Origin of the sequence: Pseudomonas sp. G5001 (genome assembly GCF_013385475.1) — a bacterium.
GTDB lineage: Bacteria > Pseudomonadota > Gammaproteobacteria > Pseudomonadales > Pseudomonadaceae > Aquipseudomonas.
In genome coordinates this window covers 94,173-113,628 of sequence record NZ_JACAPZ010000033.1, presented here as the reverse complement: position 1 = coordinate 113,628, position 19,456 = coordinate 94,173, and the positions used below count along the sequence as shown (strand labels likewise).

Sequence of the window (19,456 nt, the reverse complement as noted above, 5' to 3'; positions counted from 1 at the left end):
GAGCGGAACCAATATCAGCCATCACCCAAATAACGGATATGTACCCAGCCCCCAGCCCCCAGCAGCCCAACACATTGGCGTATCCTTACCCCTCCACCCCAAGGCCCGATCAAAAAATGCTGGTGATATCCAACAACGTGCACCTCCTCGACGCCGAGATCGAACTGACAGCCATCCGCGCCCAGGGCGCTGGCGGTCAAAACGTCAACAAGGTCTCCAGCGCCGTGCACCTGCGTTTCGACATCCCGGCCTCGTCCCTGCCTGACTTCTACAAGGAACGCCTGCTGGCCCTGCGCGACACCCGCATCACCAGCGAAGGCGTACTGATCCTCAAGGCCCAGCAATACCGCACCCAGGAACAAAACCGCGCCGACGCCCTCGAGCGCCTGGTGGAACTGATCCTCAGCGCCACCAAGGTCGAAAAGAAACGCCGCCCCACCAAACCCACCCTGGGCTCAAAGAAGCGCCGCCTCGAATCCAAGACCAAACGCGGCAGCATCAAGGCCGGCCGCGGCAAGGTCGACTTCTAACTCGCCTGACGTTCTTCGCGGTACTTAGGCGCCTGCCGGTACAAATACAGGCTCAACAGCAACCCGCCAAACGCCGCGATCGCCGCAAACAGGAAGATCGAGGCAAACCCGAACCCCGCCGCAATCGCCCCGGCCAACGGCCCGGTGATCCCCAACGACAAATCGATAAACAGCGAATACGCCCCCACCGCCGCACCCCGGCTCGAGGCGGGCACCAGGTTGACCGCCTCCACACCCAAGGCCGGAAACACCAGGGAAAAGCCAAACCCGCTCAACGCCGCACCCGCCAACGCCAAATGAGGATCCGGCGCCAGCCACAGCAGCAGCAGCCCCAGCGTCTCCACCGACAAACAGGCAATCGCTACGCGAAACCCGCCAATGCGGTTGATCAAATTGCCGAACAACAACCGCGCCCCGATAAAGCTGGCACCGAACAGGCTCAGGCACAGCACCGCGTTATCCCAATGCTGGGTCGCGTAATACAAGGTGATGAAGGTGGCGATGGTGCCAAACCCGATCGAGCCCAGCGCCAGCCCGCAGCCGTGAGGCAACACGCGCCCCAGCACATGCATGAACGGCAGGCGCTCGCCCACCACGATCGGCGCGGCGACTTTCGGCCAGGCCAGCAGCAGGCCCAGCACCGCCAGCAGGATGATGCTGACGCCCATGCTCCACAGCCCGAAATGACTGACCAGCAACACCCCCAGCGGTGCGCCGATGGCCAGGGCGCCGTAGCTGGCGATGCCGTTCCAGGAGATGACCTTGGCGGTATTCGCCGCACCCACCCGGCCAATGCCCCAGCCGATGGAACCCGAGCCCACCAGGCTTTCAGCGCTGCCCAGCACCAGGCGGCCAATCAGCAGGCTGGTGAGGCTCAGCGCCGGCAGGTGTGACAGCCACGCCGAGAGCAACATGAACACGCCGCTCAAGCCGCAACCGGCCAGGCCGTACATGACGGCGCGCTTGCTGCCGCGGTTATCGATGATGCGTCCCGCGTAGGGCCGGCTCAGCAGAGTGGCCAGGTATTGCACGCTGATCACAAGGCCCGCGATCACGGCGCCAAAGCCCAGGTCGCTGTGCACATAGCCAGGCAACACGGCCAGGGGAATGCCGATATTCAGGTAGCCGATGAAGGTGAACAAAACGATGGAAACGACTTGCAGCGTGACCGCCATGGGGCGCTGGGTATCTGGCATGGGGAGAGGTCCACTGTCGCAGCAGGAAAAGATAGGCTGCTTATGATACCGATGCTGGGCGCGTGCGGGGGCAGCAAAGCAAACTTTTAGCGATCGGCGGGGTTGAGCAGTTGCGTGGTTACCAACGCGGCGAGGGCGTTTTCCTGGGTGCCGAAGCGCTTGAGCAGGAGGGCCTGTTTTTCCGGGGTGAGGCGGTTCCATACGTCGACCATGTGCAAGGCAGTGTCGAGCAGGGCGGTATCAGGGGTGGTGTCGGTCATGGCGGGGCTCACGGTGTTCAGGCGGTGTGGAAAGCGCGCAATGTCACGCTTTCCACACGGTCTGGGTACGGCTCTCAGTCTTCGCTCTTGCGGTCGACCGGTTTTGCCTCTTTGGGCTCGGGCTTGGTGGCACCGGCCTGTTGCGGGGTTGGCTGCTCAGTTTCGTGCAGGCTTGGGAAGGGGAGATTAGGGATTTCGTGCATCGTCGTCGCTCCTCGCAAGATCTGTTTTATCAATCGCAGGTGATTCCGCGCGTTCAAAAAGCCTGTGCAGGATACAGCACTGTAAATGACAGAAAGATTTTATCTCAGAAAATGAACGCGTCTTCATCCCGCCGCGCAAGTGACGTGGCGCCACAGGGGTGTCGATTGTCATCGTACAACATCGCCTTCAACGGATTGACATCGTGCTGCTGACTGAATATAACGCTAACAGTTGTATGACGACATATGACGTTACAGTTTTATAGCGCCCGTAATACGGATGCGCTCGGTCGCAGAACGTACGCCTCAAATCTAAAAATAATTAAGGTGAAGCGATGAAAATCAAAGGCATCCGTTGGTGGATGGTCGGGCTGATGACGGTCGGCCTGATTATTAACTACCTGGCCCGCAACACGCTCTCAGTCGCAGCCCCCACGCTGATGACCGACCTGAGCATCTCCACTGAGCAGTATTCCCACATCGTTGTTGCCTGGCAGGTGTGCTACGCCTTGATGCAGCCGATCGCCGGTTATGTGATCGATGCGATCGGTACCAAGATGGGCTTTGCCATCTTCGCCATCTCCTGGTCGATAGTCTGTGCGCTGGCGGCATTCGCCACCGGTTGGCAGAGCCTGGCAGTGGCCCGTGGCGCACTGGGGCTGACGGAGTCGGCGGGCTTCCCCGGCGGCGTCAAGGCGATTACCGAGTGGTTCCCGGCCAAGGAGCGCTCCGTCGCCATCGGCTGGTTCAACTTTGGTTCGTCGTTTGGTGCGTTGCTGGCGCCGCCACTGGTGGTCTGGGCGATTTTGCACAGCGGCTGGCAGTTGGCATTCCTGATCGTTGGCGGCATCGGCCTGGTGTGGAGCGGGCTGTGGCTGCTGCTGTACAAGCACCCGCGTGACCAGCGCCTGCTGGCCCAGGCCGAGCGTGAGTACATCGAGGCCGGCCAGGAAACCCACCTCAAGGAAGGCGTGCAGAAGAAAGCCAGCTGGAAGCGCATCCTCAAGAGCCGCAACTTTTTCGCCATCGCCTCGGCGCGCATGCTCTCGGAGCCGGCCTGGCAGACGTTCAATGCCTGGATTCCGTTGTACCTGATGACCGAGCGGCACATGAACATCAAGGAAATGGCGCTGTTCGCCTGGCTGCCGTTCCTGGCCGCCGACATTGGCTGTGTGCTGGGTGGCTACCTGAGCCCGTTGTTCCACCGCTACTTCAAGGTCTCGCTGTTCACCTCGCGCAAGCTGGTGATGCTGTTCGGTTGCCTGTGCATGATCGGCCCGGCGTGCATCGGCCTGGTGGACAGTGCCTACACCGCGATTGCCCTGCTGTGTGTCGGCGGTTTCGCCCACCAGACCTTGTCGGGTGCACTGTTTTCCATCGCCTCGGACTCATTCGGCAAGAATGACGTGGCCACCGCCACCGGTGGCGGGCAGATGTGCGGGTTTATCGGGGCTGCGGCATTTACTGCGGTGTTCGGCGTGCTGGTGACCAAGGTCGGCTACAGCCCGCTGTTTGTGGTGCTGGCGATTTTCGACATCATTGCGGCCATCGTGATCCTGATGGTGGCCCGGGAGATCGTCAAAGATCCGGAGCCAGCCACCCAAACCGGCCACGGCGGCACATTGCTGCCGGTTTAACCCTGGCGTTCCATCGCCGCCTTGTAGAGCGAGTTCTTCGGCTGGGCAAACACCCGCGCCAGCATCGGCTCGAAGAAGCTCAGCGGCAGGGTGTCGTAGGCCGGGTCGAACGCCGCCGCGTCGTACTGCGCGCAGAACTCGATGGTTTGCCGGTACTGCGGGTGGTCGCCAAATTGCTCGCGCAGGTGGCGGTCCATCCCCAGGTGGTGGAAGAAGTAGTAGCCCTGGAAGATCCCGTGCTTCTCCACCATCCACAGATTCTCGGCGCTTACGAACGGCTTGAGAATCGCGGCGGCGATGTCCGGGTGGTTGTAGGAACCGAGGGTGTCGCCGATGTCGTGGAGCAGGGCGCACACCACGTACTCTTCATCCCGGCCATCGTGCCAGGCGCGGCTGGCGGTTTGCAGCGAGTGGGTCAGGCGGTCCACCGGGAAGCCGCCGAAGTCGCCCTCCAGCAGCCGTAGATGCGCCAGGATCCGGCTTGGCAATTGCCGGGCGTAAGCACTGAAATCCTTGGCGATGATCGCCCAGTCTTCCTGGGTACCATCCTGCATATGGGTGAAACGGGCCTGCTGGTTCATCAAAGCCTCTCTTATTGTTCTTCAAGCGTGGGGCTAGAACGGCACCTTGCCCAGAATCATGTCGCGGTACATCACGAAATCCCCCAACAGGCTGTACAGCGGATGCTGGAAGGTCGCCGGGCGATTCTTTTCAAAGAAGAAATGGCCAATCCAGGCAAAGCTGTAGCCGGCTACCGGCAGCGCCAGCAGCAGCCACCACGCACCTTTGCCGATCGCCAACGCGAGTATGAAGATAACGAGGCTGGTGCCGATAAAGTGCAGGCGACGGCACGTACTGTTGCCGTGTTCGCTCAGGTAATACGGGTAGAAATCGGCGAAGCTGTTGAATTGCCTGGCATTTTCCACAGTGGTCGGCCCTCTGGTTATTGTTCTGCCCGACAGATGTTCGGCGGGGAGCTTATTTGAGTCTAGAGTCATCAGTGGTAACAGCCAGTGACAATAGATGCCACTTTAGTATCCTTCGGATTCCTGGCTGTCGTTTCAGCCTTCCTTGTTAAGAAAACGCCATGAGCGAACGAACGACTTCTGCAAGCTGGGCGATGGGGATAGTCAAGGCGCTGGAAATGGACGGCCTGGATTGCCGTGCCTTGTTCAAGCAGCTTGGCCTGGATTACGCCGCGCTGAATGACCCGGATGCACGCTTCCCCCAGGACTCCATGACCCGGCTCTGGCAGCGTGCGGTCGAGCTGTCGGGCAACCCGGCGATTGGCTTGAACATGGGCAAGGTGGTGCGCCCGGCGTCGTTTCATGTGGCCGGCTACGCCTTGATGTCCAGCAATACCCTGGCCGAAGGTTTTATGCGGCTGGTGCGTTACCAGCGAATCATTGCTGAAAGTGCCGACCTGAGTTTCCGCCTGTTGCCCGAAGGTTATGCGCTGATTCTGACGGTGCACGGCGACCACCTGCCGCCTACCCGGCAAAGTGCCGAAGCGTCCCTGGCCAGTGCCCTGGCGTTATGCGGCTGGCTGACCGGGCGCACGTTGCAACCGCGCAAGGTGCTGGTGCAGGGCGATCAGCCAGCGGACCTGGCGCCCTACAAACAAGCCTTCCATGCACCGCTGGTGTTCAACGCGCCCTATGACGCGCTGATCTTCGAACGGGCCGATATGGAGGCGCCGTTGCCCACGGCGAACGAGGCGATGGCGTTGTTGCACGATCGTTTTGCCGGGGAGTACCTGGCGCGGTTTTCCGAGAGCCGGGTGACCCACAAGGCGCGGCAGGTGCTATGCCGATTGCTGCCCCAGGGCGAGCCCAAGCGTGAAGTGGTTGCGCAGACGTTGCACCTGTCCCAGCGCACCTTGCAGCGCCGCTTGCAGGAGGAGGGCACGAGTTTCCAGACCTTGCTCGACGACACCCGCCGCGAACTGGCCGAGCAATACCTGGCGCAGCCGAGCATGACCCTGCTGGAAATTGCCTACCTGTTGGGGTTTGCCGACCCGAGCAACTTCTTTCGTGCGTTCCGCCGCTGGTTCGATGCCACGCCCGGCGAGTACCGGGCGCGGTTGCATGAGCTGCCTGTCAGTGACGCCAAAACGCCGGAATGCACAGCACAAACACCGTAATGATCTCCAGTCGGCCCAGCAGCATGCCGAATGACAGGATCCACTTGGCAGCGTCCGGCAGGGTGGAGAAGTTACCGGCCGGGCCGATGGTTTCACCCAGGCCCGGGCCCACGCCGGACACGGTACTGGCGGCGCCGGTCAGCGCGGTCATCCAGTCCAGGCCCAGCAATGACAGGGCCAGGGCGATGGCGCAGATGGTGATGGCGAAGAAAAACGAGAAGGTCAGGATCGACCGCACGATTTCTTCATCGAGGCGATGGCCGTTGTACTTCTGCTTGATCACCGCTCGCGGGTGAATCAACTGGTTCAAGTTGGCCTTGAGCAGGATGTAGGCGACCTGGAAACGGAAGATCTTGATCCCGCCAGCCGTGGAGCCGGAGCAACCGCCCACAAAGCCCAGGTAGAAGAACAGCATCAGCGAGAAATTGCCCCAGATGCTGTAGTCCCCGAGTGCGAAACCGGTGGTGGTCACCACAGAGGTGACGTTCACCGCCACGTGGCGCAGCGCGTCCAGCCAAGGCAGGTCGGTGGTCCACCAATACCAGGTGCCGAGCACCAGCCAGGTCACCACCAGCAACCCGAGCAAGCCTTGCACCTGCTGATCCTTGATCAGCGCCCGGCGGTTGCCACGCATCGTGGCCACATACAGGGTGAACGGCAGGCTGCCCATGATCATCACCACCACGGCCACCCAGTGCACCGCCGGCTGTTTCCAGTGGGCCAGGGATTCGTCGGAAGTGGAAAACCCGCCGGTGGAAATCGCCGACATCGCATGGTTGATTGCGTCAAACAGGCCCATGCCTGCCCACCAGAACGCCAGGCTGCCGAGGATGGTGATGCCCACGTACGCCGCCACGATCAGGCGCGCCACCATGTGTGAGCGGGGCATGACCTTTTCCGAGCGGTCGGAGGATTCGGTCTGGAACAGGCGCATGCCACCGATGCGCAGCAGCGGCAGGATCGCCACCGCCATGCCGATAAAGCCGATACCGCCGAGCCAGTGCAGCAGCGAGCGCCAGATGAGGATGCCCGGGGACATGGTGTCCAGGCCGCTGAGCACCGTGGAACCGGTGGCCGTGATGCCCGACATGCTTTCGAAGAACGAGTCGGTGTAGCTGATGTGCTGGGTCAACAGGAACGGCAGTGCGGCGAAGATGCACACCACCAGCCAGCTGGAGACGGTCAGCAGGTACATGTCCCGCGGGCGCAGGTGCACGTGTTCCGGGCGGCCGGGGATGACCAGTGCCAGGCCCGCGATAAAGGTAATCAGGCTGGCCCAGAGGAACGACGGCAGGTCGCTGGTGCGTTCAAAAAACACCAGGGTCGCCATGGGGATGACCATGGCGATCGCCAGGGTGATCAGGAAGATGCCGATAATGAAACCGATTATCCGTAAGGTCGGCAACGCCATGAGGTCCGCTCGGGGTGACAGGAAAGGCGCCATTCTACCTGCGGTGCAGGGCAAGTAAACCGGGGGGGCGTTGGAGACGTGGCAGATCAAGTGTGGGAGCGGGCTTGCTCGCGAAAGCGGTGTATCAGTCAACGGATGCATTGGCTGACCCACCGCTTTCGCGAGCAAGCCCGCTCCCACAGGAGATTTGTGCTGGTTGATGGAGCTTGGAGGGCAGGCACAAAAAAGGCGACCCTAAGGTCGCCTCATTCAACGCGGTACTGATCAGAACTCGTGATCAGCGTTATCCGGGTTCAAGTCACTGATGCCCAGCTTGCCAGCAGCCTGTTCGATCGAACCGGTCTGCTTCACCAATGCGGCGATGGCGTCACGTACGATCTGGTTGCCTTTGTCGTTACCGGCAGCAATCAACTGGTCGTAGTGTTCGCCGTTGTTGGCGTGGTCCACCATCACCTGGATCTTCGCTTCGGTGGAGGCCAGGTCAGCCTTCAACGCTTCATCGGCCGCCGGGTCGGCCTTGGCCACCAGGGAGGACAGGCTGGCGCCGGTCATCTTGGTACCGTCGGTGCGGGTGTACTCACCCAGGTAAACGTTACGAATACCCTTCGCGTCGTAGAAGTGCGAGTTGTGGGTGTTGTCGCTGAAGCAGTCCTGTTCGTCTTCCGGCGAGTTGGCTTCCAGGGAAACCTTCATGCGCTCACCGGCCAGCTCGCCCAGGGACAGGCTACCCATGCCGAACAGCATCTTGCGCAGGCCATCGGTCGCAGGTTCTGCTTCCAGCGTGGCGCGGTAGTTGTCTTCGACGTTGGGCTTCCAGTTGCCGACCATTTCTTCCAGGTCGCTGACCAGCAGTTGAGTCACGGCGCGCAGGTAGGTGCGGCGGCGCTCGTTGTGGCCGCCAGTGGCGCCATCACCGGTCATGTAGTCCGACGCTGGACGGTTGCCGGCGCCCGGGCCGGTGCCGTTCAGGTCCTGGCCCCAGAGCAGGAATTCAATTGCGTGGTAGCCGGTGGCTACGTTGGCTTCGGAACCGCCCAGCTCATTCAGGCTGGCGAGTTTTTCCGGGGTGATGTCTTTGACATCGACCTTGTCTTCGCCGACCTGGATCTCGTTGTTGGCGATGATGTTGGCGGTGGCGCCAGGGTTGCCCAGGGCGTGTTCGTAGGTCTTGTCGACGTAGTCGATCAGGCCTTCGTCCAGGGGCCAGGCGTTCACCTGGCCTTCCCAGTCGTCAATGATGGTGTTGCCGAAGCGGAACACTTCACTCTGCAGGTACGGCACGCGCGAGGCGATCCAGGCGGTACGGGCCGCTTTCAGGGTGTCGTCGTTCGGGTTGGCAAGGAAAGTGTCGATCGCGGTTTGCAGGGTTTTCGCGGTGGACTCGGCATCGCTGTACACCGCGAACACCATGTCAGCGTAATGCGCGACCACAGCCTTGGCGGCGGCCTCGTCTACCTGGCCTGCCGGGGCAGCCGCCGGGGCGGTGGTGCTGGCGGCGGCCGGGGCTTGAGGCGCGGCGGCCTTGTCTTTGCCTTCACCGCAACCGGCGAGCGAAATGGCAATGGCGAGAAGGCTGGCGGTGGCCAGGGGCATACGAATCATGGCGAACATCCTGCTTCGGTTGTTGATGGGGCACGCGGGGGGCGCGCAAAACTGCGACATAATGCGAAAGATTTGCATTTTGTGTAAAGCGTTATAAGCAGGAAATATTTAGTATCGATTTGCCGGCCATCGGTGCGCGTGGCCCCGATGGCCGGCATCGCTTCAGAGGATGGCGGCGTTATTGCGCTGGGCCTGTTTCAAGTAGGCCACCAACTCCCGTGCCGGCAAGGGTTTGCTGTAGTGGTAGCCCTGACCCTCGTGGCAACCCTCGGAGATGATGTAGGCCTCCTGTTCGGCGGTCTCCACACCCTCGGCGATCACCTGCATGCCAAGGCTTTTGCCGAGCTGGATGATCGCCCGCACGATGGTCGCATCGTCGTCGTCATCCAGCAGGTCCTGGACGAAGCTCTTGTCGATCTTGATCTTGTCCAGCGGCAGGCTTTTCAGATAGCTCAGGGACGAATAGCCGGTGCCGAAGTCATCAATCGCAATCAGTGCCCCGGAGCGGCGCAGGCTCAGCAGGTGCTGGGCGGCGGTGCTGATGTCTTCCATCAGGCCGGTCTCGGTGACTTCCAGCTCCAGGCTGCGCGGCGGCAAGCGGTAGATTTGCAGCAGGTTGTTGACCACCCGTGGCAGCTCGGCGTGGTGCAACTGTACGGTCGACAGGTTGACCGCCATGCGCAGCTCGGTGAAGCCCAGGTCATGCCATTCCCGCAGTTGCCGGCAGGCCTGGTCCAGTACCCATTCGCCGATGGCAATGATGGTGCCGTTCTGTTCGGCCAGGGGGATAAACAGGTCGGGCGGCACCAGGCCGTGCTCCGGGTGCTGCCAGCGGATCAACGCTTCGACACCCACCACACGGTGGTCGAGATAGCTGATCTGCGGCTGGTACACCAGGTGAAACTGCTCGCGGCTCAAGGCGTCGCGCAGATCCTTTTCCAGCTCGCGGCGGCGGCGCATTTCGCTGTCGACGCTGGCGATATAGAACTGGTAGCGGTTGCGCGAGCGGCTCTTGGCCAGGGTCATGGTCTGTTCGGCTTTTTGCAGCAGCTTCTCGGTGCTGTCGCCGTCTTCCGGGAACAGGGTAATGCCGATGGTGGCACGCAGGCGGATCTGTTCGTGATCGAGGGCGAATTCGGCTTCCAGGTCGTCGAGGATGCTTTGTGCCAATTCGGCGGCTTCGTAGGGCTGCTCGATATCGGCCTGCACCAGGGCGAACTGGTCGCCGCCGAGGCGGGCGAGGGCGCCGAGGCGGCCGCTGTGGGCGCGCAGGCGGTCGGCCAGGGCCAGCAGCAACTGGTCGCCGGCCTGGTAGGTGAACTGCTCGTTGACGCTTTTGAAGTCATCCAGCCCCACGCACAACACCGCGACCCGACGTTGCCGGCGGCCGGCGTCGATCAGGATCTTGTCCAGTTGCTCCTGCAACTTCTGGCGGTTCGGCAGGCCGGTCAGGAAGTCGTACTGGGCCATGCGCAGCAGGCTGTTTTCCGCCTCATGGCGCAAGTGCGTATTGCGCTCGATGGATTCGAGCAACTGGTTGGCGGTGTTGATCCAGAGCCCCAGCTCGTTTTTCTCGTGGCCCTTGAGCTGCGGGATCTTGTGCTCGCTGGGACGGTCGGGGTTGATCGAACTCAGGTGCTCGATGATGCGCGACAGCGGCTTGGTCAGCAGCCAGTGATAGACCAGGTACAACACCAGCCCCATGGCCAGCGCCCGCAGCACCCCGGAGATGAAAATGATCACCGAACTGACAAGAAACCCTTTGCCATAGGTGGCGGTGTCGAGGGTGATGCTCAGGTCACCGTAGTACTCGCTGTAAGGCCCGCGCCCCACCAGCGGCGTGGTGAAGGTGCGTTCCTGGCCCAGAATCAGGTCGGTCAGCCAGCGGCTCGGGGATTGTTGCAGGTCGCGGGTTTTTTCCGCGAGCATGGTTTCGTTGGGGTGGCCGATGGAGGCCATGCGCACGGCATCATCCTGGAACAGGCCTTCGATGACCTGCATGCCCATCTCCCGGTCCAGGCTGTAGACGGCCTGGGTGGACGGGTCGCGAAACATGTCGAGGATGCGCTGGGCATCACCGGCCACGGCCTGGCGCGTCTTGTACGCATCAAAGACGATCTGCGCCGCGCTCAGTACCACGCCCACGGCCAATGCCGAAAGCAGTACCACCCGTAGCAACTTCACCGACAAGCTGTTTTTGAGTTCCAGCTTCAAAGGGTTATTCCTTGTTCCATGCGGGTAGCCTCAATATGCCATGAGTATTGGCAATCCCGTGAGGGCAGTCAAAGGGACATTGCGGCCAGGGCAGGTTTTGCAGTTTAGATGAGCGCGTCCGGGGGTAAGACGTTGGGAGGGGGAATGGAAAGGCAGGCCTGGCATGGAGTGAAGTCGGCGGATCGTACGTGCCGACTTCTTATACTGTCTTTTCAGGACGAGCGCGGGTTTTTCAGGCCAGCGAAACAAACCGTCGAGCGTCAGCGCCCATCAGGTAAACGAAATTTTCGGCGGTTGTGGCTGGTCTTGCGCTTGAGGATCGATTTGCCCCAAGGCCTGTCGAGCTATGTCCACGGTCTTATCAAGGATGCCCAAGCTTTTGTCCAGGACGTCCAGGCCCTTATCTGTCACGTTATCGAACACGTTAAGTGCTTGAGGGGCCATGCCGATCAAAGATGCTAGATCCATATCAAGTTCTCCTGCAGTCAATCAGAGGGACATTCCTCTTACATGCTGCGTGGCGAAATTCTTTTGATGAGTTCCAGCGTTTTCCTGGCATTTTTCCATTTGTAATCGCCCACAAAAAAGCCCGGCAATCGCCGGGCTCTTTCTACTGCAAGCGGTACTTAAGCGGTGAAGGTCTTGCCTTCGAACTGCTCAGCCACGAACTTCCAGTTGACCAGGTTCCAGAACGCTTCCACATACTTTGGACGCACGTTGCGGTAGTCGATGTAGTAAGCGTGTTCCCAGACGTCGCAGGTCAGCAGCGGGGTGTCGCCGCTGGTCAGCGGGTTGCCGGCGCCGATGGTGCTGGCCAGGGCCAGGGAGCCGTCAGCCTTTTTCACCAGCCAGCCCCAACCGGAACCGAAGGTGCCGACGGAAGTCTTGGTGAACTCTTCCTTGAACTTGTCGAACGAACCGAAGGCAGCGTTGATCGCCTCAGCCAGTGCGCCGGTAGGTTGGCCGCCAGCGTTTGGCGCCAGGCAGTTCCAGTAGAAAGTGTGGTTCCAGACCTGAGCGGCGTTGTTGAAGATGCCGCCCGAAGAAGACTTGACGATTTCTTCCAGGGTCTTGCCTTCGAACTCGGTGCCAGGCACCAGGTTGTTCAGGTTCACGACATAGGTGTTGTGGTGCTTGTCGTGGTGGTATTCCAAGGTTTCCTTGGAAATGTGCGGCTGCAGGGCATCGTGTGCGTAGGGCAGCGGCGGCAATTCGAAAGCCATGATGATTCTCCTAATCAGGTCAGTTGCGGTGAGCGCAAGGCCGATCACGGGCGGCCAAACAAGCGCCGGGGAGTTTGTACTCTTTGCGGCGCAGGGGCTGGATCATAGCACCGGGGGGGCGGCAAAACCACGCAACAACTGTGTGGGATAGAGGTTCCAGAGCGTTTTGGAATATCTACGCTGCGCTGATTAATTGATAGGCCACGCTGAACATCATGGCGGCTACCAGCAGGTCCAGAATCCGCCAGGTGGCGGGGCGCGCCAGCCACGGTGCCAGCCATGCGGCGCCCAGGGCCAGGGTCATGAACCACAGGAATGAAGCGCTGGCGGCCCCGGCCACGTAGGCGCCCGGTTCGGTTTGCTGGGCGCCGAGGGAGCCGATCAACAAGACGGTGTCCAGGTACACGTGGGGGTTGAGCAACGTCACTGCCAGGGCGCTGAGCATCACCGCCTTCAACGAGCGTACCTTGAGGTTCTCGCCCTCGCCCAGGCTCTGCTTCGAGCAGGCCCGGCGCAGGGCGAGGGTACCGTACCAGAGCAGGAACGCCGCACCACCCCAGCGGGCAATCGCCAGCAATACCGGGTTATGCGCCAGCACGGTGGCCAGGCCGAATACGCCGGCGGCCACCAGGATCGCGTCGCACACCACGCACAGTGCCGCCACCGGCAGGTGATGTTCGCGCCGCAGGCTCTGCGCCAGCACAAACGCGTTCTGGGTGCCGATCGCCATGATCAAACCAAAGGCCACCAATAGGCCGTTCATATAGCTTTGCCACATAGGATTTACTCCGCGCCCGCCGCCAATTGCCGCAACACCGTCATGGCGCGCTCGGCATCGGCGCGCCCGACAAACAGGTGATCGTGGTAGTAGCCGGCAATCACGTTGCAACTGATCCCGGCCTTGCCCAGGGCCGTGGCGAACGCGGCGGTCAGGCCGACCGCTTCCAGGGCCGAATGCACTTTGAGGGTGATCCACGCAGCCACATAGTCGAAGGCCAGTCCGGCGCGCTCGGCCTGCTGGCGCTCGACGATCAACGTCAGGCCTTCCTGCTCGCGGAAGCTGCCGATCACCTCGCAACCTTCGGGGATTCGGCTGTCGGCCAGGGTGCAGAACACGTAGTCGCCGTCATTGAGCTGTGGGCTCATGCTGCGCAGCAGGGTTGCCAGGGCGGTTTCGCCAGCCATGTGGAGGTCCTTGAATAAGAAGAAGCGATGCTGGCTATTCTCCCGTCCAAGGCTGTATAAGAAAAACCAATATTGCTGATCGCTCATTAGGAAAACTGATGTTCGACTATAAATTGCTTTCCGCCCTGGCGGCGGTGGTGGAACAGGCCGGCTTCGAGCGGGGCGCGCAGGTACTGGGAATTTCCCAATCGGCGATTTCCCAGCGCATCAAGCTGTTGGAGGCGCGAATCGGCCAGCCGGTGCTGGTACGTGCCACGCCGCCGACGCCCACCGAGATCGGCCGCCGCCTGCTCAACCACGTGCAACAGGTACGATTGCTGGAGCGCGACCTGCAAAGCCAGGTGCCCGCGCTGGATGAAGAGGGCATGCCCGAGCGCCTGCGCATCGCCTTGAATGCCGACAGCCTGGCCACGTGGTGGGCCGAGGCGGTGAGCGACTTCTGCGCCGAGCAGCATTTGCTGTTGGACCTGGTGGTAGAAGACCAGACCGTCGGCCTCAAGCGCATGCGCGCCGGCGAAGTGGCAGCCTGTATTTGCGCCAGCGAACGCCCGGTGGCCGGTGCCCGCAGCCTGTTGCTCGGCGCGATGCGGTATCGGGCGCTGGCCAGCCCGGCGTTTGTCGCCCGGCACTTTCCCGAGGGCGTGCGGGCCGATCAACTGGCCCGCACGCCGGCGCTGGTGTTCGGCCCGGATGATTTCCTGCAGCATCGCTACCTGGCGTCCCTGGGCGTCGACGGTGGTTTCGAACACCATCTATGCCCCTCGTCCGAAGGTTTTATTCGCCTGACGGAAGCCGGATTGGGCTGGGGCCTGGTGCCCGAATTGCAGGTGCGCGACCAACTGGAAAAGGGCGTGTTGGTGGAGTTATTGCCAGATAAGCCGATCGATGTGCCGCTGTACTGGCATCATTGGCGCAGTGGTGGACAATTGCTGGGCCTGCTGACGGATCATCTGGCACACACAACGGGGCAATGGTTGGTGCCGTTGGCGTGATGGCCAGCGTCAAGGCAACAGCGATGAAAAACGAAAGAATGCGGAGTAAGTCATGAAAATTCTGGTCACCGGCGCAAGCGGCTTCATTGGCGGGCGCTTTGCGCGTTTCGCCCTGGAGCAGGGCCTGGACGTGCGGGTCAACGGGCGGCGGGCCGAAGGTGTGGAGCACCTGGTACGGCGCGGCGCCGAGTTTATCCAGGGTGATTTGAATGATCCGGACCTGGTGCGCGAGCTGTGCCGCGACGTCGAGGCCGTGGTGCATTGCGCCGGGGCCGTGGGGCTGTGGGGGCGTTATCAGGACTTCCACCAGGGCAATGTGCTGGTTACCGAAAACGTGGTGGAGGCCTGCCTCAAGCAGCGGGTCGGGCGCCTCGTACACCTGTCTTCGCCGTCGATCTACTTCGACGGCCGTGACCACCTGGGCTTGACCGAAGAACAAGTGCCCAAGCGTTTCAAGCATCCGTATGCAGCCACCAAATACCTGGCGGAGCAAAAGGTGTTTGGCGCCCAGGAATTTGGCCTCGAAGTGCTGGCCCTGCGCCCGCGCTTTGTCACGGGGGCCGGCGACATGAGCATCTTCCCGCGCCTGTTGAAGATGCAGCGCAAGAACCGCCTGGCGATTGTCGGCGATGGCCTGAACAAGGTCGATTTCACCAGCGTGCACAACCTCAATGAAGCCCTGCTCAGCAGTTTGCTGGCGACGGGCTCGGCGTTGGGCAAGGTCTACAACATCAGCAACGGTGCCCCGGTGCCGGTGTGGGATGTGGTGAACTACGTGATGCGACAGATGGACATGCCTCAGGTCACCCGTTATCGGTCCTACGGCTTGTCTTACAGCGTTGCGGCGCTCAATGAAGCTTTCTGTGCCATGTGGCCAGGGCGCCCGGAACCGTCTTTGTCACGGCTGGGCATGCAGGTGATGAACAAAGATTTCACCCTCGACATCACCCGCGCACGGCATTATCTCGACTACCAGCCCAAGGTCAGCCTGTGGGCGGCCCTCGACGAGTTCTGTAGCTGGTGGAAGGCCCAGGACGTGGGACTTAAATAACCGGCAACACACCGGGAACCGAATTTGCGAACCCGGGTCGATCAGTGCGGCAGGTCGGGGGTTTATACTCCGACGCTTGGCTATCCATATGCCACCTCAAAGGATTTAAGGTTGATTCATGCGTAACGATGCTAACGACGACTTCGACAACGTTCCCAGCCTGCGGGCCGACACCTCGGACGACGATGATTTCGAGCCCACGCCGGCTACCTCCGTGCGCTCCCGGCCTGCGCCGGTTGTCAAGGTCAAGAGCGCCAGTACCGGGCCGCTGTGGGCATTGGTCGGTGCGCTGCTGTTCGCCTTCGCCGGCCTTGCCTGGTGGAGCTTCCAGCAGATTTCCCTGATGGGCCAGCAACTGGTGGCGACCCAGGAAAGCTTCGCGCGCATCAGCGAGGAAGCGGCGGGGCGCCTGCAGGATATTTCCGGCAAGGTGGTGGCCAGCGAAGCCAATGTGAATAATGGCAGCGAGGCCCTGAAACTGCAGATCAAGCAGCTGGAGACCCAGTTGCTGGAGCAGGGCAAGCAGCAGATGGGCGTGGCCGGCCAGGCAACTGACCTGGACAAGCGCCTGGAGCAGATGACCGCCAGCACGACCCAGCTGTCCAGTGCCAACGCGCAATTGCAGGGCCAGGTTCAGGCGCTGACGGAGGCGGTGGCTACCCTCAAGTCCCGGGACGCCGAGTTCAAGGACCTCTCCGCCGACGTCGCAGCCCTGAAAAAACAGGGCAACCCCACGGCCGCCATCGCCCGCCTGGAGCAGGACCTTGTGGTCCTCAAGAGCGAACTGGACAACCGCGCCGCGGCTTCCGACGGTCCGTCCACCAAGGAGTTCGACGTGTTCCGCATCCAGACCACGCGTAACGTCACTGCCTTGCAAAGCCAGGTGCAGAACCTGCAGCAGCAGATCAACCAGCCGGCCCGGATCACCCCTCTCGGGCAGCAGTGATGTGAGGTGCTGCAGGCGTCACTACACATGACGCCTGCAGGCCCTGGCACAATCAATGTCACCAATCGGTGACATTTCCCGTCCCCTTCGTTACTTGCCCTCGCGCCGCCCTTGTTTAGACTCCCGTCATCCCGCACATAATAAAAAGGGCTAATCATGACCACGCAACCACTGCCTGCCAGTAGTTGGCTGAACGCACCTGCCCATCACGCCTGGCTTGCCACTGAAGGCCAGCGCCTGCTGTCATTCGCCAAGGCTTCCAGGCTGCCTGACGGCTTCGGCAACCTCGACGATCAAGGCGTCCTGCCGCCCGATGCCGTCGCCGAAACCATGAACACCGCCCGTATGACCCACAGCTTTGCCATGGCTCATGGCCTGGGCCTGCCAGGTTATGCCGACCTGGTGGAACACGGCGTCGTGGCCCTCAGCGGCCCGCTGCACGATGCCCGGCACGGCGGTTGGTTCGCCACGCCCGACGCCCGCGACGGCAACACCGGCAAGGCCGCCTACCTGCACGCTTTTGTCGCCCTGGCCGCCAGCTCCGCAGTAGTGGCCGGCGCTCCCGGCGCGCAAACCTTGCTCAACGACGCGATGCACATCATCGACCAGTACTTCTGGAACGAAGAGGAGGGCGCGATGTTCGAGTCCTTCGCCCAGGACTGGAGCGGGGTAGAAGCCTATCGCGGCGCCAACAGCAACATGCACGCCACTGAAGCCTTCCTGGCCCTGGCCGATGTCACCGGTGAAACCCGCTGGTTGGACCGGGCACTGCGCATCGTCGAGCGGATTATTCATACCCATGCGGCGCAAAACAGGGACATGGTGATCGAGCATTTCGACAGCCATTGGCAACCCCTGCGTGGTTACAACGAAGACAACCCGGCCGATGGTTTTCGTCCCTACGGCATCACCCCCGGCCACGGCTTCGAATGGGCGCGACTGGTGTTGCACCTTGAGGCTGCGCGCCTGGATGCCGGGCTCGTCACCCCTGAGTGGCTAGTGACCGACGCCAAGGGCCTGTTCGCCAGCGCCTGTGAATACGCCTGGGCCGTCGACGGCGCTCCCGGCATTGTCTACACCCTCGACTGGAGCCAGCGCCCCGTGGTGCGCGAGCGCCTGCACTGGACCCATTGCGAAGCCAGTGCCGCTGCCCAGGCGCTGCTCAAACGCACGGGGGAGCTGCATTACGAAACCTGGTACCGGCGCTTCTGGGAGTTCTGTGAAACCCGTTTCATTGACCGCACCCACGGCAGCTGGCACCACGAACTGAGCCCGAAAAACCAGCCCAGCGCGAAAATCTGGGGTGGCAAACCGGACCTCTACCACGCCTGGCAGTCTGTCTTGCTGCCGGGGCTACCCTTGTCACCGAGCATGGCCAGTGCCGTGGCCACCGGGCGCTATGTCACCAAGTGGTGACATTTTGGCGTCCCTTTGTTACCTGCACCTGAAAAATCCCTGTTTAAACTCGTTTGCAGCGCAAGCACCGACTTGCATGCATAACAACAAGAAAAAAGGTACTCAGATGAAAGCGATCAGTCGCCTCGCCGTAGCTATTTCCGTTGCCTCGTTGTTTCCCCTCAGTGCTTTTGCCGCCGACTCGAAAGGGACGGTTGAAGTTGTGCATTGGTGGACCTCGGGTGGCGAGAAAGCGGCAGTAGATGTCCTGAAGGCCCAAGTTGAAAAAGACGGTTTCACCTGGAAAGACGGTGCCGTCGCCGGCGGTGGCGGTTCCACTGCCATGACCGTACTGAAAAGCCGCGCCGTTGCTGGCAACCCGCCAGGCATGGCCCAGATCAAAGGCCCCGACATCCAGGAATGGGCGTCCACCGGGCTGCTCGACACCGACGTCCTGAAGGTTCCCGCCAAAGAAGAGAAGTGGGATTCGCTGCTGGACAAGAAAGTCTCCGATACCGTGAAGTACGAAGGTGATTACGTGGCCGTGCCGGTGAACATTCACCGCGTGAACTGGCTGTGGATCAACCCGGAAGTGTTCAAGAAAGCCGGTATCGAAAAACCGCCTACCACCCTCGAAGAATTCTACGCCGCTGGCGACAAGCTGAAAAAAGCCGGCTTCATTGCGCTCGCCCACGGTGGCCAGCCTTGGCAGGACAGCACCGTCTTCGAAGCGGTCGTGCTCTCGGTCATGGGGGCTGACGGTTACAAGAAAGCCCTGGTCGACCTCGACGAAAAAGCCCTGACCGGCCCTGAAATGATCAAGTCCCTGACCGAGCTGAAGAAAGTCGCGACCTACATGGACGCCGACGGCAAGGGCCAGGACTGGAACCTGGAAGCCGCCAAGGTCATCAACGGCAAGGCCGGCATGCAGATCATGGGTGACTGGGCCAAGAGTGAATGGACCGCCGCCAAGAAAGTCGCCGGCAAAGACTACGAGTGCGTAGCCTTCCCGGGCACCGACAAGGCCTTCACCTACAACATCGACTCCCTCGCAGCCTTCAAGCAGAAAGACAAAGGCACTGCTGCCGGTCAGCAGGACATCGCCAAGGTCGTGCTGAGCGAAAACTTCCAGAAAGTCTTCAGCATCAACAAAGGCTCGATCCCGGTTCGTATCGACATGTTGCAAGACATGGGCAAATACGGCTTCGACTCCTGCGCCCAGACTGCTGCCAAGGACTTCCTGGCGGATGCCAAGACTGGCGGCCTGCAACCAAGCATGGCCCACAACATGGCAACCACGCTGGCGGTACAAGGCGCGTTCTTTGATGTCGTGACCAACTACATCAACGACCCGAAAGCTGACCCTGCGGATACCGCGAAGAAACTCGCTGCCGCGATCAAGTCTGCCAAGTAACGGTTAGCACTGAATGGCCTTGTGGGGGGACCCCTAACCCCCACAAGGCATGTT

20 protein-coding genes are annotated in these 19,456 nt (G+C 61.4%); 8 read left to right on the top strand and 12 right to left on the bottom strand.

Annotated elements, in window-relative coordinates; genetic code table 11:
* The first annotated feature begins 116 nt into the window (after nt 1–116).
* Nucleotides 117–530, top strand: a complete 414-nt coding sequence (gene arfB, locus HX805_RS25040) for an alternative ribosome rescue aminoacyl-tRNA hydrolase ArfB (RefSeq protein ID WP_177081094.1) — start codon at nt 117–119, stop codon at nt 528–530.
* Here arfB and HX805_RS25035 read toward each other — a convergent pair.
* The 3 genes from HX805_RS25035 to HX805_RS32470 form a co-directional block, all read right to left on the bottom strand.
* The gene (locus HX805_RS25035; protein WP_003212974.1) at nt 527–1,726 is read right to left on the bottom strand and encodes an MFS transporter; all 1,200 of its coding nucleotides are present in this window, start codon (nt 1,724–1,726) and stop codon (nt 527–529) included. The two genes, arfB and HX805_RS25035, sit on opposite strands and share 4 nt — an antisense overlap.
* 86 nt (nt 1,727–1,812) lie before the next feature.
* Complete coding sequence (locus HX805_RS25030) at nt 1,813–1,986, bottom strand: hypothetical protein (RefSeq protein WP_008430977.1); 174 nt, start codon at nt 1,984–1,986, stop codon at nt 1,813–1,815.
* Between the two features lie 74 nt (nt 1,987–2,060).
* Nucleotides 2,061–2,189 carry a hypothetical protein gene (locus HX805_RS32470; RefSeq protein ID WP_003212978.1) on the bottom strand — a complete coding sequence of 43 codons (129 nt, stop codon included), beginning with the start codon at nt 2,187–2,189 and terminating at the stop codon, nt 2,061–2,063.
* A gap of 362 nt (nt 2,190–2,551) precedes the next feature.
* Between HX805_RS32470 and HX805_RS25025 the strand changes: the two genes are divergently transcribed.
* Nucleotides 2,552–3,826, top strand: coding sequence for an MFS transporter (locus HX805_RS25025; protein WP_177117372.1), 1,275 nt, complete (start codon nt 2,552–2,554; stop codon nt 3,824–3,826).
* Here HX805_RS25025 and HX805_RS25020 read toward each other — a convergent pair.
* Both HX805_RS25020 and HX805_RS25015 read right to left on the bottom strand, forming a co-directional pair.
* A complete protein-coding gene (locus HX805_RS25020; RefSeq protein WP_003212982.1) occupies nt 3,823–4,407 on the bottom strand; it encodes an HD domain-containing protein in 585 nt (194 codons plus the stop codon). The genes HX805_RS25025 and HX805_RS25020 overlap by 4 nt on opposite strands.
* A gap of 33 nt (nt 4,408–4,440) precedes the next feature.
* Nucleotides 4,441–4,752: a DUF962 domain-containing protein gene (locus HX805_RS25015; RefSeq protein ID WP_003212984.1), complete on the bottom strand. Its 312-nt coding sequence runs from the start codon at nt 4,750–4,752 to the stop codon at nt 4,441–4,443.
* A gap of 161 nt (nt 4,753–4,913) precedes the next feature.
* Here HX805_RS25015 and HX805_RS25010 point away from each other — a divergent pair, with 161 nt between their 5' ends.
* Nucleotides 4,914–5,969, top strand: coding sequence for an AraC family transcriptional regulator (locus HX805_RS25010; protein ID WP_003212986.1), 1,056 nt, complete (start codon nt 4,914–4,916; stop codon nt 5,967–5,969).
* Here HX805_RS25010 and HX805_RS25005 read toward each other — a convergent pair.
* The 7 genes from HX805_RS25005 to HX805_RS24975 all read right to left on the bottom strand — a co-directional run bounded on the left by HX805_RS25005 (nt 5,926) and on the right by HX805_RS24975 (nt 13,604).
* Entirely contained in the window at nt 5,926–7,380 is a 1,455-nt protein-coding gene (locus HX805_RS25005; RefSeq protein WP_003212988.1) for a TrkH family potassium uptake protein, read from the bottom strand. The genes HX805_RS25010 and HX805_RS25005 overlap by 44 nt on opposite strands.
* Before the next feature lie 264 nt (nt 7,381–7,644).
* Nucleotides 7,645–8,982 (bottom strand): imelysin family protein, encoded by a 1,338-nt coding sequence (locus tag HX805_RS25000; protein WP_003212990.1) that lies wholly within the window; start codon nt 8,980–8,982, stop codon nt 7,645–7,647.
* A gap of 162 nt (nt 8,983–9,144) precedes the next feature.
* A complete protein-coding gene (locus HX805_RS24995) occupies nt 9,145–11,196 on the bottom strand; it encodes a bifunctional diguanylate cyclase/phosphodiesterase (RefSeq protein WP_003212994.1) in 2,052 nt (683 codons plus the stop codon).
* A gap of 270 nt (nt 11,197–11,466) precedes the next feature.
* Nucleotides 11,467–11,664, bottom strand: a complete 198-nt coding sequence (locus tag HX805_RS24990; protein ID WP_003212995.1) for a hypothetical protein — start codon at nt 11,662–11,664, stop codon at nt 11,467–11,469.
* A 158-nt stretch (nt 11,665–11,822) separates the two neighbouring features.
* Nucleotides 11,823–12,419 carry a superoxide dismutase gene (locus HX805_RS24985; protein ID WP_003212997.1) on the bottom strand — a complete coding sequence of 199 codons (597 nt, stop codon included), beginning with the start codon at nt 12,417–12,419 and terminating at the stop codon, nt 11,823–11,825.
* Nucleotides 12,420–12,594: 175 nt separating this feature from the next.
* A complete protein-coding gene (locus HX805_RS24980) occupies nt 12,595–13,197 on the bottom strand; it encodes a LysE/ArgO family amino acid transporter (protein WP_003212999.1) in 603 nt (200 codons plus the stop codon).
* 5 nt (nt 13,198–13,202) lie between these two features.
* Nucleotides 13,203–13,604, bottom strand: a complete 402-nt coding sequence (locus HX805_RS24975; protein ID WP_177117371.1) for an ACT domain-containing protein — start codon at nt 13,602–13,604, stop codon at nt 13,203–13,205.
* Nucleotides 13,605–13,702: 98 nt separating this feature from the next.
* Here HX805_RS24975 and HX805_RS24970 point away from each other — a divergent pair, with 98 nt between their 5' ends.
* The 5 genes from HX805_RS24970 to HX805_RS24950 all read left to right on the top strand — a co-directional run bounded on the left by HX805_RS24970 (nt 13,703) and on the right by HX805_RS24950 (nt 19,402).
* On the top strand, nt 13,703–14,596 hold the full coding sequence (locus HX805_RS24970; protein WP_003213001.1) for a LysR family transcriptional regulator ArgP: 894 nt from the start codon (nt 13,703–13,705) through the stop codon (nt 14,594–14,596).
* A gap of 52 nt (nt 14,597–14,648) precedes the next feature.
* Nucleotides 14,649–15,647: an NAD(P)-dependent oxidoreductase gene (locus HX805_RS24965; protein ID WP_003213003.1), complete on the top strand. Its 999-nt coding sequence runs from the start codon at nt 14,649–14,651 to the stop codon at nt 15,645–15,647.
* A gap of 118 nt (nt 15,648–15,765) precedes the next feature.
* Entirely contained in the window at nt 15,766–16,593 is an 828-nt protein-coding gene (locus HX805_RS24960; RefSeq protein WP_003213005.1) for a hypothetical protein, read from the top strand.
* 156 nt (nt 16,594–16,749) lie between these two features.
* Entirely contained in the window at nt 16,750–18,009 is a 1,260-nt protein-coding gene (locus tag HX805_RS24955; RefSeq protein WP_177117370.1) for an AGE family epimerase/isomerase, read from the top strand.
* Nucleotides 18,010–18,115: 106 nt separating this feature from the next.
* Entirely contained in the window at nt 18,116–19,402 is a 1,287-nt protein-coding gene (locus HX805_RS24950; protein WP_177019392.1) for an ABC transporter substrate-binding protein, read from the top strand.
* Nucleotides 19,403–19,456: the final 54 nt, after the last annotated feature.

Excerpts from the sequence above, each read along its gene's own strand:
- arfB (WP_177081094.1), top strand. The coding sequence starts at position 117 with ATGCTGGTGATATCCAACAACGTGCACCTCCTCGACGCCGAGATCGAA.
- HX805_RS25035 (WP_003212974.1), bottom strand. The coding sequence starts at position 1,726 with ATGCCAGATACCCAGCGCCCCATGGCGGTCACGCTGCAAGTCGTTTCC.
- HX805_RS25030 (WP_008430977.1), bottom strand. The coding sequence starts at position 1,986 with ATGACCGACACCACCCCTGATACCGCCCTGCTCGACACTGCCTTGCAC.
- HX805_RS32470 (WP_003212978.1), bottom strand. The coding sequence starts at position 2,189 with ATGCACGAAATCCCTAATCTCCCCTTCCCAAGCCTGCACGAAACTGAG.
- HX805_RS25025 (WP_177117372.1), top strand. The coding sequence starts at position 2,552 with ATGGTCGGGCTGATGACGGTCGGCCTGATTATTAACTACCTGGCCCGC.
- HX805_RS25020 (WP_003212982.1), bottom strand. The coding sequence starts at position 4,407 with ATGAACCAGCAGGCCCGTTTCACCCATATGCAGGATGGTACCCAGGAA.
- HX805_RS25010 (WP_003212986.1), top strand. The coding sequence starts at position 4,914 with ATGAGCGAACGAACGACTTCTGCAAGCTGGGCGATGGGGATAGTCAAG.
- HX805_RS25005 (WP_003212988.1), bottom strand. The coding sequence starts at position 7,380 with ATGGCGTTGCCGACCTTACGGATAATCGGTTTCATTATCGGCATCTTC.
- HX805_RS25000 (WP_003212990.1), bottom strand. The coding sequence starts at position 8,982 with ATGATTCGTATGCCCCTGGCCACCGCCAGCCTTCTCGCCATTGCCATT.
- HX805_RS24990 (WP_003212995.1), bottom strand. The coding sequence starts at position 11,664 with ATGGATCTAGCATCTTTGATCGGCATGGCCCCTCAAGCACTTAACGTG.
- HX805_RS24985 (WP_003212997.1), bottom strand. The coding sequence starts at position 12,419 with ATGGCTTTCGAATTGCCGCCGCTGCCCTACGCACACGATGCCCTGCAG.
- HX805_RS24980 (WP_003212999.1), bottom strand. The coding sequence starts at position 13,197 with ATGTGGCAAAGCTATATGAACGGCCTATTGGTGGCCTTTGGTTTGATC.
- HX805_RS24975 (WP_177117371.1), bottom strand. The coding sequence starts at position 13,604 with ATGGCTGGCGAAACCGCCCTGGCAACCCTGCTGCGCAGCATGAGCCCA.
- HX805_RS24970 (WP_003213001.1), top strand. The coding sequence starts at position 13,703 with ATGTTCGACTATAAATTGCTTTCCGCCCTGGCGGCGGTGGTGGAACAG.
- HX805_RS24965 (WP_003213003.1), top strand. The coding sequence starts at position 14,649 with ATGAAAATTCTGGTCACCGGCGCAAGCGGCTTCATTGGCGGGCGCTTT.
- HX805_RS24960 (WP_003213005.1), top strand. The coding sequence starts at position 15,766 with ATGCGTAACGATGCTAACGACGACTTCGACAACGTTCCCAGCCTGCGG.
- HX805_RS24955 (WP_177117370.1), top strand. The coding sequence starts at position 16,750 with ATGACCACGCAACCACTGCCTGCCAGTAGTTGGCTGAACGCACCTGCC.
- HX805_RS24950 (WP_177019392.1), top strand. The coding sequence starts at position 18,116 with ATGAAAGCGATCAGTCGCCTCGCCGTAGCTATTTCCGTTGCCTCGTTG.